Annotated in this window: 16 protein-coding genes; 12 read left to right on the plus strand and 4 right to left on the minus strand. The window is 65.4% G+C overall.

Annotation, left to right across the window (positions count from 1 at the left end; all coding sequences use genetic code 11):
• The first annotated feature begins 197 nt into the window (after positions 1-197).
• The 5 genes from purB (at position 198) to M2336_RS14400 (ending at position 5,173) form a co-directional block, all read left to right on the plus strand.
• Positions 198-1,517, plus strand: coding sequence for an adenylosuccinate lyase (gene purB / locus M2336_RS14380; RefSeq protein ID WP_264573018.1), 1,320 nt, complete (start codon positions 198-200; stop codon positions 1,515-1,517).
• Positions 1,518-1,633: 116 nt separating this feature from the next.
• Positions 1,634-2,044: a LapA family protein gene (locus tag M2336_RS14385; RefSeq protein ID WP_181559884.1), complete on the plus strand. Its 411-nt coding sequence runs from the start codon at positions 1,634-1,636 to the stop codon at positions 2,042-2,044.
• Positions 2,041-2,715 (plus strand): orotidine-5'-phosphate decarboxylase, encoded by a 675-nt coding sequence (gene pyrF, locus M2336_RS14390; protein ID WP_181559885.1) that lies wholly within the window; start codon positions 2,041-2,043, stop codon positions 2,713-2,715. The genes M2336_RS14385 and pyrF overlap by 4 nt, the downstream gene beginning before the upstream one ends.
• A gap of 405 nt (positions 2,716-3,120) precedes the next feature.
• Complete coding sequence (locus M2336_RS14395) at positions 3,121-4,713, plus strand: NAD(P)/FAD-dependent oxidoreductase (protein ID WP_264573019.1); 1,593 nt, start codon at positions 3,121-3,123, stop codon at positions 4,711-4,713.
• A 4-nt stretch (positions 4,714-4,717) separates the two neighbouring features.
• Complete coding sequence (locus M2336_RS14400) at positions 4,718-5,173, plus strand: c-type cytochrome (protein WP_264573020.1); 456 nt, start codon at positions 4,718-4,720, stop codon at positions 5,171-5,173.
• 20 nt (positions 5,174-5,193) lie between these two features.
• On the opposite strand, the gene M2336_RS14405 is transcribed toward M2336_RS14400, so the two are convergent.
• Together M2336_RS14405 and M2336_RS14410 are read right to left on the minus strand one after the other, a co-directional pair.
• A complete protein-coding gene (locus M2336_RS14405) occupies positions 5,194-5,475 on the minus strand; it encodes an HNH endonuclease (protein WP_413715939.1) in 282 nt (93 codons plus the stop codon).
• Between the two features lie 8 nt (positions 5,476-5,483).
• Positions 5,484-6,143, minus strand: a complete 660-nt coding sequence (locus M2336_RS14410; protein WP_264573021.1) for an MOSC domain-containing protein — start codon at positions 6,141-6,143, stop codon at positions 5,484-5,486.
• Between the two features lie 115 nt (positions 6,144-6,258).
• Between M2336_RS14410 and M2336_RS14415 the strand changes: the two genes are divergently transcribed.
• The 3 genes from M2336_RS14415 to M2336_RS14425 all read left to right on the plus strand — a co-directional run bounded on the left by M2336_RS14415 (position 6,259) and on the right by M2336_RS14425 (position 10,734).
• Positions 6,259-7,410 (plus strand): glycosyltransferase family 4 protein, encoded by a 1,152-nt coding sequence (locus M2336_RS14415; protein ID WP_264573022.1) that lies wholly within the window; start codon positions 6,259-6,261, stop codon positions 7,408-7,410.
• A 134-nt stretch (positions 7,411-7,544) separates the two neighbouring features.
• Positions 7,545-8,177 carry a biliverdin-producing heme oxygenase gene (locus tag M2336_RS14420; protein ID WP_264573023.1) on the plus strand — a complete coding sequence of 211 codons (633 nt, stop codon included), beginning with the start codon at positions 7,545-7,547 and terminating at the stop codon, positions 8,175-8,177.
• The gene (locus tag M2336_RS14425) at positions 8,167-10,734 is read left to right on the plus strand and encodes an HWE histidine kinase domain-containing protein (protein WP_264593159.1); all 2,568 of its coding nucleotides are present in this window, start codon (positions 8,167-8,169) and stop codon (positions 10,732-10,734) included. The genes M2336_RS14420 and M2336_RS14425 overlap by 11 nt, the downstream gene beginning before the upstream one ends.
• Positions 10,735-10,752: 18 nt before the next feature.
• On the opposite strand, the gene M2336_RS14430 is transcribed toward M2336_RS14425, so the two are convergent.
• A complete protein-coding gene (locus M2336_RS14430) occupies positions 10,753-11,064 on the minus strand; it encodes a DUF2218 domain-containing protein (RefSeq protein ID WP_264573025.1) in 312 nt (103 codons plus the stop codon).
• A 67-nt stretch (positions 11,065-11,131) separates the two neighbouring features.
• On the minus strand, positions 11,132-11,689 hold the full coding sequence (locus M2336_RS14435; RefSeq protein ID WP_413715977.1) for a PadR family transcriptional regulator: 558 nt from the start codon (positions 11,687-11,689) through the stop codon (positions 11,132-11,134).
• A gap of 226 nt (positions 11,690-11,915) precedes the next feature.
• Between M2336_RS14435 and M2336_RS14440 the strand changes: the two genes are divergently transcribed.
• The 4 genes from M2336_RS14440 (at position 11,916) to M2336_RS14455 (ending at position 15,259) form a co-directional block, all read left to right on the plus strand.
• Positions 11,916-13,238 carry a replication-associated recombination protein A gene (locus tag M2336_RS14440; RefSeq protein ID WP_264573026.1) on the plus strand — a complete coding sequence of 441 codons (1,323 nt, stop codon included), beginning with the start codon at positions 11,916-11,918 and terminating at the stop codon, positions 13,236-13,238.
• A gap of 15 nt (positions 13,239-13,253) precedes the next feature.
• A complete protein-coding gene (locus tag M2336_RS14445) occupies positions 13,254-14,123 on the plus strand; it encodes a hypothetical protein (RefSeq protein ID WP_264573027.1) in 870 nt (289 codons plus the stop codon).
• A 238-nt stretch (positions 14,124-14,361) separates the two neighbouring features.
• Positions 14,362-14,526, plus strand: a complete 165-nt coding sequence (locus M2336_RS14450; RefSeq protein ID WP_264573028.1) for a hypothetical protein — start codon at positions 14,362-14,364, stop codon at positions 14,524-14,526.
• 25 nt (positions 14,527-14,551) lie between these two features.
• Positions 14,552-15,259 carry a glutamine amidotransferase gene (locus M2336_RS14455; protein ID WP_264573029.1) on the plus strand — a complete coding sequence of 236 codons (708 nt, stop codon included), beginning with the start codon at positions 14,552-14,554 and terminating at the stop codon, positions 15,257-15,259.
• The last annotated feature ends 96 nt before the right edge of the window (positions 15,260-15,355 follow it).

Genomic DNA, 15,355 nt, shown 5'->3' on the forward strand with positions numbered 1-15,355 from the left:
ATCGGTCGACGCGCACCCATCTGCGAACGATTCGCTTCATGTCGCCGCGACCACCCACCACGAACAGCATTGATTTTTATCGCTATATCTCAGTAGCTTGAGTCATAGCCACCGCCCTCACCCGCGCGATTTGCCCGTTTCGCCGCAGCCTGCTAGGGGCAGCCCGTCTCCAATCTGTCTCATCAGGAACCCGCCCCATGGTGCCTCGTTACGCCCGCCCGCAAATGACCGCGATCTGGGAGCCGGAAGCGCGCTTCCGCATCTGGTTCGAGATCGAGGCTCATGCGACCGAAGCGTTGGCCGAACTGGGCGTGGTGCCCAAGAGCGCCGCCAAGGCGCTGTGGGACTGGTGGGCGACCAATCCCTCCATCGACGTGCCCGCCATCGATGCCATTGAGGCCGTGACCAAGCATGACGTGATCGCCTTCCTGACGTGGGTCGCCGAGCAGGTCGGCGATGAAGCCCGCTTCATGCACCAAGGCATGACCAGCTCGGACGTGCTGGACACCTGCCTCAACGTGCAACTTGCCCGCGCGGCCGATCTGCTGATCGCCGATCTCGATGCGCTGCTGGAGGCGATCAAGCGCCGCGCGTTCGAGCACAAGCTGACGCCGACCATCGGCCGCAGCCACGGCATCCACGCCGAGCCGGTGACCTTCGGTCTCAAGATGGCGGAAGCCTATGCCGAGTTCTCCCGTTGCAAGGCGCGCCTGATCGCGGCCCGTGAAGACGTCGCCACCTGCGCGATCTCCGGCGCGGTCGGCACCTTCGCCAATATCGATCCCAAGGTAGAAGAGCATGTCGCGGCCAAGCTCGGCCTCACGGTCGAGCCGGTCAGCACGCAGGTCATCCCGCGCGATCGCCACGCCATGTTCTTCTCGACGCTGGCCGTGATCGCGGGCTCCATTGAGCGGCTCTCCGTCGAAGTGCGCCATTTGCAGCGCACCGAGGTGCTGGAAGCCGAGGAATATTTCTCGCCGGGCCAGAAGGGCTCGTCGGCGATGCCGCACAAGCGCAACCCGGTGCTCACCGAGAATCTGACCGGCCTGGCCCGCATGGTGCGCGCTTATGCCCTGCCCGCGCTCGAGAATGTCGCGCTGTGGCATGAGCGGGACATCTCCCACTCCTCGGTCGAGCGCTTCATCGGCCCGGACGCCACGATCACGCTCGACTTCGCCCTCGGTCGACTCACCGGCGTGATCGACAAGCTGCTCGTCTACCCCGAGCGGATGATGAAGAACATGAACCGGATGGGCGGCCTCATCCACTCGCAGCGCGTGCTGCTCGCCCTCACCCAGGCGGGTGTGAGCCGCGAGGACAGCTATGCGATGGTCCAGCGCAACGCCATGCAGGTGTGGCAGTCGGACGGCGCGCAATCGCTACTCGATCTGCTCAAGGCCGACCCGGCCGTTTCCGCGCATCTCTCCGGTCCGCAGCTCGAGGCACTGTTCGACCTCGACTATCATCTGAAGCATGTCGACACGATCTTCACGCGGGTGTTCGGAACCGCTGGCTGACACGCCCGTTCCGGAAGCTCCCATGTCCGCAGGGAGGCGTTGAACTGCGCCCCTAGGCAAGCCGTCGCGGGGCGCTTATGGTCAGGCTCTACGGACCAAGCAGAGGAAGAGAAGCCATGCAGTTCCTCCGGACAGCCTTCTGGGTCGTACTGGCGATCATCATCGTCATTTTCAGCTTCGCCAACTGGACCCCCGTGATGATCAATCTGTGGGGCGGTCTCCAGCTTGAAACCAAGCTGCCGGTTCTCGTGATCGTCGCATTTCTCGCCGGTTCGCTGCCCTTCTGGGCGCTGCATAAGGCCACCAAATATCGGATGCGCCGGCGGCTCGATAGCGCCGAGCGTGCCCTCGCGGCTTCTGCGCCGGCGGCGACGGCGCCAGTGGTTCACACCCAGGACCACCCCGCGCCAACCGCCACGCCCGATCACATCACCCCAGCGGGATTCGACCCCGCACCGCCCGTTCGCACGATCGATGTGCGGGTGGACGACGATCTCAAACCGGCAGGCAGAACCGACACTCCATGACCAGCATCATCTATATCGCCATCGACACGCCGTCCCTGCCCCATGCGCAGGAGTTGGTTCAGAAGGTCCGCAACCATGTCGGCGGCATCAAGCTGGGGCTGGAATTCTTCTGCGCCAATGGCCACCATGGCGTGCATGAGATGCGCAAGTTCGGCCTGCCGATCTTTCTCGACCTGAAGCTGCACGACATTCCGAACACGGTCGCCAAGGCGGTTCAGGCCCTGCACGCGCTCGAACCGTCGATCCTCACCGTCCATGCCTCTGGCGGACGGGCGATGCTGGAAGACGCCAAGGCTGCGGCCGGGGTCCACACCAAGGTCGTCGCCGTGACGACGCTCACGAGCCTTGACCAGACCGATCTGGAGGAAACCGGCGTCCACGGCGGTACGCAGGAACAGGTCGAGCGGCTGACGCTGCTCGCCAAGGAGGCCGGTCTCGACGGCATCGTCTGCTCCGGCAATGAGGTCGCCCGCGCGCGCAAGCTGTGGCCGGCCGGCTTCTTTGTCGTGCCCGGCGTGCGCCCGAGCGGCGCCAGCAAGGGCGACCAGAAGCGCGCGGTCACGCCGCGTGAAGCGGTGGATGCCGGCGCCTCGCTGCTGGTCATTGGCCGCCCGATCACTCAGGCGCCCGAGCCTGATATGGCGGCGCGCGAAATCGAGGCGACGCTTTAGGCGACAGACGACATACTCCCCTCCTCTTCAGAGGAGGGGCCAAGGGGTGGTGGCGATGCGCAGCATCGCTCTACCGGTGAACAACCGCGAGGTTGCTGCACCACCCAACCCCTCCTCTGAAGAGGAGGGGCTAAATCCGGCCCTGAATACTTCGCGTAATTCAACAGCGGGATGTGCTTGGGCAGCACGGCCATCGTCGCCCACGACTCCGGCGTAGATTTGGCCCTTTGCCCGAGCCGCGTTCCACGGCAAATACGCAAAACCTCGTATCAACAGCAGCGAGCCGCAGGCCGATCACTGGCTTCGCGACGAGGTGCTGCACAGGTTGGTGCGAGTCGGGTCAATGCCCGGTTCGCCCACCATGGCTCCCCTCACGCAAAGGGGTGACATGGGATATAACCACATATGACAGACACTAACGCGCTGCGCATGAGCAAGCGTGATCTGCTGGCGCTCATTGGAACCACGGCAGGCGCATCGGCGATGTACATGGCGATGTCGAGCCTCGGCCAGGCTCAGGCCTCGACGTTCAAGGGACCGATCAAGCTGGAGGGCGGCGCGAAGGGCGCGAGCGTGCTCATTCTGGGCGCCGGCGTCGCGGGGATGACCGCCGCGCTGGAGCTGAGCCGCGCCGGCTACAAGGTTCAGGTGCTGGAGTATAACGACCGCGTGGGCGGCCGCTCCTGGACGCTCAAGGGCGGCGATACCTACACTGAACTCGGCGGCGCGACGCAGAAGTGCGACTTCGCGCCCGGCAACTACATCAATCCCGGCCCGTGGCGCATTCCATGGCACCACCATGGCATCATGCATTATTGCCGCGAACTGGGCGTGGCCCTCGAGCCGTTCATGCAGGTCAACTATAACGCCTATGTCCACTCGACCAAGGCGTTCGGCGGCGCCCCGCAGCGCTACCGGCATGTGCAGGCGGACTTCTACGGCCATGTCAGCGAATTGCTCGCCAAGGCCGTCAACAAGAATGCCCTGGCGGATACGCTCAGCAAGGAGGATGGCGACATCCTGCTGGAATCCCTGCGAAGCTGGGGCGCGCTCGACAAGGATATGCGCTATGTGAAGGGCCGCGAGTCCAGCAACCGCCGTGGCTGGGAGAAGCAGCCAGGCGGCGGCCTGACTGCCGAGCCCATCCCCTCCGAGCCGATGACCGCCGAAACGGTGCTCCGCTCACGCCTGTGGCGCTCGATTGGGGGCAACCTCACCTGGGATCATGAGTTCGCCATCTTCCAGCCGGTTGGCGGCATGGAAATGGTCGCCAAGGGCTTTGAGCGGGCGGTCGGCCATCTGGTTCGCCTCAACAGCAAGGTCACGGCGATCAAGCAGGGCGCGAAAGGCGTCACGGTCGATTATGTCGACACCAAATCCGGTGCCACTGCGCAGGCCAAGGCTGACTGGTGCATCTGCACGATCCCGCTGCCCATCCTCGCGCAGATCGACATGAATGTCGGCCCCAAGCTGGCTGGGGCGATCCGTGCCGTGCCCTACTCGACCAGCGTCAAGGTCGGGCTGGAATTCAAGCGGCGCTTCTGGGAGCAGGACGACCAGATCTATGGCGGCATCACCACCACGGATCTGCCGATCTCGCAGATCAGCTACCCCAGCAGCAATTATGGCGCCAGCGGCCCGGGCGTGCTTCTGGGCGCTTATACCGGCGGCTCGACAGGGTTCGAACTGACCGCGCTGCCGCCGGAAGAGCGGGTCAAGCGCGCGCTTGAATGGGGCGCGCAGATCCATCCGCAATATAAGGCCGAGTTCATGAACGGCGTGGCCGTCGGCTGGCACCGGGTGCCCTGGGTGCTCGGCTGCTTCGGGCAGTGGACGGAGGAAGCGCGCGCCGAGCACTACCGGAATATGTGCGAATTCGACGGGCGGATCGTCCTGGCGGGCGAGCATACCTCCTATATCGGCGGATGGCAGGAAGGCGGCATCACCTCCGCCATCGATGCGATCACGCGGCTCCATCAACGTGTCACCGCGAGCTAATATCATGAAGATCAGCACATTGGCCTTTGGCCTCGCCGCCGGCATTCTCACCGGCTCGGTTTCCGTCGCACTCGCGCAGGATGCTGCCCAGCCACGCCAGGGCGATCCCGCCGCTCTGGTCGCCCAGCAAGGGGATGCCGACGGAGCGTTCGTGATGCCGGGGCGGTTCAGCGAACCCGACGGCGAAAAATTGTACCGGAGGGTCTGTGCCGCCTGCCACATGCCGGACGCAGCCGGCGCAACGGGCGCTGGCAAATATCCCGCGCTCGCCAACAACCCCAATCTCGCCGCCAGTGGCTATCCTATGCTGGTGACGCTCAAGGGCCTGAACGGCATGCCGCCGGTGGGGGAGATGATGACGGACCAACAGGTCGCCAATGTGGTGAACTATGTCCGCACGCATTTCGGCAATCATTATGAGGATGCGATCACCGCCGATGACGTCAAGGCGATGCGCTGAGCCGGTGCAGGCCTCGCCCCTTAACGGCGGGGCTTGCGCGTCGGCGCGTGGAAGTCCGCCGGCTTGCCGGCGACCCAGCGCAGAAACGCGGCGAGCGCGGGATCGCCGCGCAACGCCGCCTGATCGCGCCCCATGCGCGCCAGCTGGCCATTGCTGAAATGCGCGTGGATCGCGCGATGGCAGATCGGGTGCAGCGGCACCGTCTCTCGGCCGCCCTTGGCCTTGGGCACGGGATGATGCCATTCGATGCATGCGCCCAATGGCCGCTCGCACAGCCAGCATGAATCAGGCGTGCGCTCCAACGCGTCGCTCAGCGCGCCAGCTTTTCCGCCCGCACCCGCCACGCGTCGGCGAGGACGCGGGTCTCGGCCAATTGTGCGACGCCTGCCGGATCGGCCTTATGTCCGCCTGCGATCAGCAGGTTGAACACCCGCGCAATCGGCCAGTCTTCCAAGGGGCGCTCCAGCAGGATCATCGCATCGCCCGCCTTGGCCTCACCCTGCTCGATCACGCGCAGATAGAGTCCGCAATGGCCGCTCGCGATGGCCTGACCCAGCACGTCTTTGCGGCCGAAGCGCGCGTTGAGCTTGGCGCAGGGCTGGCGGCCGTGGCTGATCTCCAGCACAGCGCTGCCCAGCGCGAACCGGTCTCCCAAGCACAGATTGGCTTCGGTGGCCCCGCGCGTCGCGAGATTTTCGCCGAACGCACCCGGTGCGTCGAGCAGCGGATGATCGTCCAGCACGCCGCGCCACCAGGCATAATGCTCGTGCGGCACGAGATGGACGGCCTTGTCATGCCCGCCATGACGAAGGGGGTCGGCGACGCTATCGCCCTCCAGCCCCAGCCAGCCGATCCGGACAGGCCCGCGCACCGCGCGTTTGCCCATGGCGCTCATCACGCCCGGCGCCAGCAAGGCGGGCGCGCCGACCAGCAGCGCATCGACGGAAAGGGAAAGCAAGGGTTCGTCCATGTCCTGTCATGGCACGACACCGATGAGTCGCGCCAGTGCAACAACGGACGGACAAGTTCCTGCCGATCGTGCGGCGGCACTTTGACCGCGCGGCCCGCCTCGCTATAGGGCCTCGATGCTCCCCAGCGACCTCCGCATTGCCCTGTTCAGCGGCAACTATAATTACGTCCGCGATGGCGCCAATCAGGCTCTCAACAATCTGATGGCCTCTGCGCTCGCGAGCGGCGCCAGCGTGCGTGTCTATTCGCCCACCATCGATCCGCCGGCGTTCGAGCCGGCTGGCGAGCTGGTGTCGGTGCCGAGCTGGTCCATGCCGGGCGGCCGGGGCGAATATCGGCTCGCCAAGGGGCTTTCAGCGCAGACTCGGGCGGACCTTGCGGCTTACGCCCCCAATATCGTCCACGTCTCAGCGCCGGACATTCTGGGGCATCGCGCATCGAGTTGGGCGCGGCGGGAGGGCATTCCCTGTGTCGCCTCCCTGCACACCCGCTTTGAAACCTATCCGCGCTATTATGGCCTTGGCTTCATCGAGCCGTTGCTGGTGCGCCTGCAGACCCGCTTCTACAATCGCGTCGATCAGGTGATGGTGCCGAGCGGCAGCATGGCGACGCTGCTGCGCGAATGGGGCGTGACGACGCCGATCGGCATCTGGTCGCGCGGCATCGATCATGCCCGGTTCAACCCGCAGCGGCGGGACAATGGCTGGAGGCGCTCGCTCGGCATCGCCGATGACGAGATCGCCATCGGGTTCTTGGGGCGGCTTGTTCTGGAAAAGGGCCTGGGCGTCTTTGCCGATGTGATCGCGGCGCTCAAGGCGCGCGGCGTTCGCCACCGGGTGCTGGTGATCGGTGAAGGACCCGCGCGCCAGTGGTTTGCCGAGCGGGTGCCGGAGGCGGTGTTTGCGGGTTTTCAGGGCGGCGACGATCTCGGTCGGGCGGCCGCCTGCATGGATATCTTCTTCATGCCCTCGGTCACCGAGACTTTTGGCAATGTGACGACCGAAGCCATGGCGGCGGGCGTGCCGGTGGTCGCTGCCCGCGCCACAGGCGCGATTGATCTGGTCGCGGACGGTGAGACCGGCTTCCTCGTTCCGCCGCGCGACGTGCAGGCTTATGCCGACGCCATCCAGCGTCTCATCGAAGATCCTGCCTTGCGCGCAACGGCGGGGCAAGCCGGGCATCTGCGGGTGCAGGATTACAAATGGGATCAGGTGAACGCCGCGATGATCGAAACATATTGCGGCTTGGCGAAACGCCGGGCCGGCTGAGCACACGGCGACGAAGACCGAGTGTGACGGCCTGCAACCGTTCATCTCTCGGCGCGTTATGTGTCCGATGAGACAAAGGCCGCCCCTGCCCCGAATTGCGCCATTCCTTTCGCCGCGGCTCGCAAGATCACGCGTTGTATATTGCCGGCACGCGCTGTAAATTCACGGCAATGTCTTTCGATACTGATCCCGGCGTGGCGGAAATCCCGACAACAGCCGCGGCTCAGCCAGTGGCCTTCCATCAAGTCCTGAAGAAAGAGACGCGTGCTGACCACGACGAAGTCGACAGCCTGTTCAGCCAGTTCGATCTGACGAGCCGTGCGAGTTACGGCCGTTTTCTGTCAGCCCATGCAGCGGCGCTGGTGCCGCTCGAGCGCTGGCTGCGCTCAGCCTCGCCGAGTATCGACACGGCCGCGCGCGTACAGGCCCTTACAACCGACTTGAACGCCTTGGGCCAGGCCGTTCCCGAGGCCGAGCCGCTGACATGGGCCCCGAGCACGGCGGCTCATTGGGGTGCCGCCTATGTGACGGAAGGCTCCCGCCTTGGCGGCGCGATGCTCGCACGCCGCGTGCCTGACGATCTTCCGCGTGAATATCTGAGCGCCGTGCATCCCCAAGGCGCGTGGCGCGCCTTCATCGCCGCTCTGGAAGATCAGGCCCTGACTCACGGCCCCGTCTGGCAGCGGGAAACCCGCGCAGCAGCGACCCGGACCTTCGCCCTTTACCGAAATTGCGCCATCGCGATGGGAGCCAGACTTGGCCAATGATCCTGCCGGCTTTCGGGTCGATCTCACCAACTGCGACCGCGAACCGATCCATATTCTCGGGACGATCCAGCCATTCGGTTTCCTGCTCGCGGTGAGCGCCGATTGGATGATCGGTCGCGTCTCGGACAATATCGCCGCGTTCACGGGCAAATCGGCGGATGCGCTGCTGGGTTCCAAGCTCACCGATCTCATTACGCCCGCTGCTCAGCATGACATCCGCAACCGGATCTCGATGCTGCGCGGCAATGATTCCGTGGAGCGCCTATTCTCGCAGCCGCTGTTCGATGATGGCAAGCTCTACGATGTCGCCGTGCATTTCTCGGGCAACAGCATCGTCATCGAATGCGAGCCCGCGCTCGAAGATCCAGGCGAAGCGGCGACGCTGGTCCGCACGCTCATGTCGCGCCTCGCCCAGGCCGATACGCTCACCTCCTTCATTCGCGAGAGCGCCCGGCAGGTGAAGGCGATCACCGGTTTCGACCGCGTTATGGTCTATCGTTTCGATGCCGAAGGCTCGGGCGAGGTCGTTGCCGAGGCGCTGAGCGCTGGCGTCGACAGCTTCCTTGGCCTGCATTACCCCGCGTCGGATATTCCGGCACAAGCGCGCCAGCTCTATGTGCGCAATCCGTTCCGCATCATCGCTGATGTGAATGCAGAGCCGGTGCCGATCGTGCCGCAGACCGATCCCAGCGGCGCGGTCCTCGACCAGTCGCTCTGCCTGCTCCGCGCGGTTTCGCCCATCCATGTCGAGTATCTGCGCAACATGGGCGTCAGCGCGTCGCTATCGATCTCGATCATCGTCGAAGGCAAGCTCTGGGGGCTCTTCGCCTGCCACCATTATCAGCCGCGCCTGCCTGGCCTCGCCATGCGTACGGCCGCCGAACTGTTCGGCCAGATCTTCTCGCTGATGCTCGAGAGCCGGGAACGCAGCGAGAATGCCGGCTATGAGTCGCGCGCACGCGGCGCCACCGATCGCTTGATGGCCTCCATCGCGCAGGATGGCGACCTGCTGCGGGACGCGGACTGGCTCGGCGAGGTTGTGTTCGATACCATTCCCGCCGATGGCGTCGGGGCTTATGTTGACGGCTCTGTCTCGCTGAGTGGCCTGACGCCCTCGCGCGAGCAGTTCATAAGCCTCGTCTCCATCCTCAATCAGCTTTCGCACGGCGAGGTCTTCGCGACGGACTGCATTTCATCCGTCCTGCCCGAGGCGACTGCCTATGCGGATGTCGCCGCCGGCCTCATCGCCATCCCGCTGTCACGCAAGCCGCGTGACTATGTGGTCTTCTTCCGCAGCGAACAGATGCGCTCGGTGCGCTGGGGCGGCAACCCGGAGAAGCCGGTCGAACTCGGACCCAATGGCGACCGGCTCACCCCGCGCAAAAGCTTCGAAAGCTGGTCGCAACTGGTGAAGGGCCGCAGCCTGCCATTCACCACGGTCGAGCGCCGCGTTGCCGAAGCGCTGCGGGTCGGGATGCTGGAAGTGCTCATCCGCCTGTCCGAGAGCGCAGGCGAGGAGCGGCAGCGTGCGCAGGAGCGGCAGGAGCTGCTGATCGCCGAGCTCAATCACCGCGTGCGCAATATCCTCTCGCTCATTCGCGGCCTCGTGTCGCAGACCCGCGACGGGGCGGCCAGCGTTGAGGATTTCACGCGCAATCTGGACGATCGCCTGCAGGCGCTCGCCCGTGCGCACGATCAGGTGACGCGCGATCGCTGGTGTCCGGCGCGGTTGCGGGATCTTATCGACATCGAGGCCAATGCCTTCCTGCGCGACAAGCGGACCAATGTGGAGACCAAAGGCTCCAACATCCTGCTGCAGCCGGTTGCCTTCACCGTACTGTCGCTGGTCTTCCACGAGCTCATGACCAATGCCGCCAAATATGGCGCGCTCTCCGATAGCGGCACGGTGCTGATCAGCTGGCAGCAGGACGAGGATGGCAGCCTGTTGATCGACTGGTCCGAACTCGGCGGGCCGGCGGTCACCCCGCCCTCGCGCCGCGGCTTTGGATCGACGGTGATCGAAAAGACCGTCCCTCACGATCTCGGGGGCGATGCCAAGATTCACTACCGACTGAGCGGTGTGAAGGCGCATTTCTGCATTCCCTCCCGTTTCGTGGCCGGCGTCGCGCCTGAGGACCGGACCGATGCGACGGACGGCGCGTCTGCCGATCTGCGCGAGCCGGCGAAGCTGCCGCTGGCCGGACAGCGCGTGCTGCTGGTGGAAGACAGCCTCATCATCGCGCTCGACGGGCAGGACGCGTTGATGGAACTCGGCGCCGAGAAGGTCGAGGTCGCCTCCAGCGTCACCGCTGCCCTGCGCGCCTGTGCGACCGTCCCGCTCGACGTCGCCATGCTCGATTATAATTTGGGCGGGGAGACCAGCGAGCCGGTCGCCAGGGCTCTCGCCGAGCGCGGCATCCCGTTCGTCTTTGCAACAGGCTATGGCAGCGGCTTGGATTCCTCGCGCTTCCACGCCGTGCCGATCGTCACCAAGCCTTATGGCACGGCGCAGATCGCAGCCGCTCTTGCAGAACTGAAGACCGAACCGGCGGACTGATCGCGCCGGTTCGAACTCTCAAGACCAGGGGAAGCTGAGCGGCGCCTCACGGAACGCGAAGCGATCGAGATGGCGGGCGACCGTGTTTTTGAGGCCTTCGAGATGCTCCGGGCTGCTGGCGTCGATGGTCACGTCGAGCGTGTCGGGTTGCGCGACCATCGTCACCAGAGCGTCGGCAGGCCAATCGGCGCCGCGCGCGTCGCGCGGAAACACGATCGTGCCGCGCTCGGGTGTGAACTCCACCTTGAGGTTGTGCGACCAGTGCTTGCACAGTTGCTGGAGGTAGCGGCTGCCGCTCTGCGTGGGCACCTTGGCTGTTGCGCTGTTCATGACATTGTCTTTCTGTTGGTGGCTCCACCGTCCGGCGGTGGGGCGATTGGAATTATGCTGTGCAGTCTTACAACCGCTCGATCTTCCGCGCTGCCTCATCGAGAATCGCGGCGATCTCATGCGGCAGATCGTCTGTGGTCTCGCCTTCGCGCAGCCGGCCCATCAGAGCCGTCTTGAGATTGCCCATGGCGCGGCGGACCGGGCCGCTGTTCGATCGATGCTGCTCGGCGCCGAGGCCGGCCAACCGGTCCATCAGGCCGCCGATCTCGTCAGCCTTCTCGGCAAGATGGGCCTCTCCTGCGGGGGTAATCGCGTACAGCTTCCGCGCCCCTTCGCTCTCGCTGTCGGCGATGAGGTCCATTTCCGCCAGCAGGGTGAGCGTGGGATAAACGACGCCGGGGCTGGGCGCATAAGCGCCGCCGGTCAGCTCCTCGATCGCACGGATGAGGTCATAGCCGTGGCGCGGCCCCTCGCCGATCAACTTGAGCAACACGAGTCGTAACTCGCCGCCATCAAACAGGCGTCCGCGTCCGCGACGGCCGCCGCGCGGACCGCCATGGCCGCCCTGCCCGTCCCACTCTGCGCCGCCCCAGCCGCCGCCGAAACGACCGCCCCGGCCCATCATGGCCTTGAGCGCGTGACGGTGCCCATTCGGGCCGCACCGTCCATGTGTACTTGTGTCAAACATCAAAGATTCAATCCTTCTAAATTTCAGATTGATCTAAGATATATCTTAGACTGATTTCCACAAGGCCCCGTTTTCATTTTTTTTGAGCGTGCCTGCGAATGGCCTGCAGTCCGATGCACGCTGGCCCGTGCAACCGGTGAGGGGCCGACCTATATGAGTCCGCATGTCTGATCTCTTCGGCGGCCTTGCCGCCGCCTCCAGCCCTGCCGAGCCTCGTGCGGATGCGCCGCTGGCCGACCGTCTGCGCCCGCGCACGCTCGATGACGTGGTCGGGCAAGACCATCTCACCGGTACTGACGGTGCCATCGGGCGGATGGTCGCGGCGGGACGGCTCTCCTCAATGATCCTGTGGGGGCCGCCGGGTACCGGCAAGACCACGCTTTCGCGACTGCTGGCCGAAGCGGTGGACATGCGCTTTGCGCCGATCTCCGCGGTCTTTTCCGGCGTGGCGGACCTCAAGGCTGCCTTTGCCGCCGCGCGCGACGCCGCCCGCGCCGGGCAGCGCACGCTTCTGTTCGTGGATGAAATCCACCGCTTCAATCGCGCTCAGCAGGATGGCTTCCTGCCTTATGTCGAGGATGGCACCGTCACGCTGGTCGGCGCCACCACCGAAAATCCGAGCTTCGCCCTCAACGCGGCGCTGCTCAGCCGCGCGCAGGTGCTCATCCTGCGCCGGCTGGACGAGACCGCGCTCGATACGTTGATCTCCCGCGCGGAAGCCCTGACCGGCGCACCGCTGCCGCTGACCGACGATGCGCGCGCGGCGCTTGTCGCCTCGGCTGATGGCGATGGCCGCTTCCTGCTCAATCAGGTGGAGACGCTGCAGGGCATCGGCCTGACCGAGCCGCTCGATCCGGCGGGTCTCGCCGCCCTGCTCCACCGCCGGATGCCGGTCTATGACAAGGATCGCGACGGGCATTACAATCTGATTTCCGCGCTCCACAAGGCGCTGCGCGGGTCCGATCCGCAGGCCGCGCTCTATTATCTCGCGCGGATGCTGGTCGCGGGCGAAGAACCGCTTTACGTCCTGCGGCGGCTGGTGCGCTTCGCCAGCGAAGATGTCGGCCTGGCCGATCCGCAGGCGCTCACCCAATGCCTCGCCGCGAAGGACGCCTATGAATTCCTCGGCTCGCCTGAGGGCGAACTGGCGATCGTGCAGGCCTGCCTGTATCTCGCGACCGCGCCCAAATCCAACGCCGCCTACAAGGCGCAGAAGGCGGCCTTTGCCAGCGCCAAACAAACCGGATCGCTGATGCCGCCCGCGAACATCCTCAATGCGCCGACCAAGCTCATGAAGGAGATCGGCTATGGCAAGGGCTATAGCTACGATCATGATGTGGAAGGCGGCTTCTCCGGCGACAATTACTGGCCCGAGGAGATGGCGCCGCAGACCTTCTACGCCCCCACCGAGCGTGGATTCGAGAAGCGGATCGCCGAGCGCATCGCTTGGTGGGATGAGCGTCGGCGCGACTTGCGCGGTGACTGATCCCGCCAGCCACCCGTGAGCCGCTTTCGCCATTTCGCCGCAATCGACTGGTCGGGCGCACAGGGGCCGCGACAGCCGGGCATCGCCGTCGCCATCTGCGACGCGGATAGCAATGCCGGCCCGGCGCTGGTCCGCCCCGGCCACATCTGGTCACGTCAAGATGTGCTCGACTGGATGCGCCGCGACATGCCACGCGACACGCTCGTCGGCCTCGACCTCGGCCCGTCCCTGCCCTTCGCAGACAAGGGTGCCTTCTTCCCCGGCTGGGATCGTTCTCCACACGATGCCCGCCAGCTCTGGGCCTTGGTCGAGGACATCTGTGCCGAAGAGCCCCATCTGGAGGCCGGCGCCTTTGTCGATCACGCGGAGGCCGCGCGACATTTCCGGCGCCATGGGGGCCGGGAAGGCGATCTGTTCGGCGGCGGACGCGGGCGGCTGCGCCAGACGGAGCTGGCCCAGCAGGCACAGGGCCTCAATCCCTGCAGCAACCTCAACCTCGTCGGTGCCGCGCAGGTCGGCAAATCCAGCCTGACCGGGATGCGGGTGCTGCACCGTATCCAGACGGACATGCCGATCTGGCCGTTCGACGCCGACCCCGGCTCAGGCAGTCTGATCGTGGAAATTTACACCAGCCTTGCCGCGCTCGCCGCCGGCAAGCGCAAGGGCCAAACCAAGGTTCGCGAGGCCGAACTGGATGCCTGCCTTGCGCGTCTCGCCAGCGGGCCGCATGTACCGTTCGCAGGCCGGTACAGCGACCATGCGACTGATGCGCTGCTCAGCGCGGCCTGGCTGCGGCTGGTGCATCGCGAGCCGGCCCTGTGGGCACCACAGGCGCTGACGCCGGAACTGGCGCGGACGGAAGGCTGGACCTTCGGCGTGCTTTGACGCGCAGACGACCGCGCGGCCTGCCGAGCTAAACTATCACCCCTGCAAAGATCGCTTGATTGCCGGTGCCGCACCTCCCGGCTTAAACCCCTTTTGTCCGGAATGACGGGCGGCGCTGCCGCCTCCAGCCCGGAACGCGGCTTTTGATGTTTGTCAGCTTGCTCCGCGTCACCAACCGCTAAAGCGCACGAATCCCACGCGACAACGCCGGCTTCGTGCTCCGTACTGGAGAAACGATATGGCTATCCGTTCCATCCCGCGCCGTAACCGTAATCATGCCCAGCGAGCCGGCCGCGCGCTGACGCCCCTTCCGCATCCAAGCTGGCGACTGGCGCCTGCGGCCCCGCACGACTCGCCGCCCCTCGCCAGTGCCAGTGACTTCTGGTCGCGCCTCGGCCTCTGACGCTCATTTCGAGAGGCCAATGACGATGAAGCGCGCGCTTGTGATTCGGCACGTCCCCCATGAGGGCATGGCGGGATATCGGGAGCCGGTGGAAACGGCCGGCTATGCGATCCATCGGATCGATGTGACCGACCCCGCCTTCGCCACGCTCGACCTGCGAGCACCCGATCTGCTCATCATGATGGGCGGGCCGATGGGGGTGTATGAGCAGGATCGCTATCCGTGGATCGCCTGCCAGCTGCGCCGCCTGGCGCTGCGGCTGGCGGCCGACCGCCCCACGCTCGGCGTGTGCTTCGGCGCGCAGATGATCGCGGCGGCGCTCGGCGCGAAGGTTTATCCCGGTCCGGTCAAGGAGGTCGGCTTCCATTCGGTCAAGGTCAACGATGCTGGCCGCACCGGCCCGCTCTCTCATCTTGTCGACGTGCAGGTTCTGCATTGGCATGGCGACACGTTCACCCTGCCGGAAGGCACCCAACTGCTTGCGTCCAGCGACCGCTACACGCATCAGGCCTTCCGGCGCGGACAACATGTACTTGCCCTACAATTCCATGCCGAAATGGGCGAGGATGCGCGCTTCTATCAATGGATGGAGGAATGGCCGGAAGCTGCGATGGAATCCGGCGGCTGCAACGTGAGCCTGCGCGCCGCCCATGATCGGCTCGGACCTCGGGCCGTCTCCGCCGGGCGCGCCATGCTCGGCGACTGGCTGGCGGGACTGAAAGCGGCCGCGTGATTACACCGGCATGATCGTCACATCACCAGTCTGACCAGCGCGCGGGCCATGCGCGCCCGCCGCCTTTTGCAAGCCTCTCGCAACAACGCGATCCAG

Source organism: Sphingobium sp. B1D7B, assembly GCF_025961965.1.
GTDB lineage: Bacteria > Pseudomonadota > Alphaproteobacteria > Sphingomonadales > Sphingomonadaceae > Sphingobium.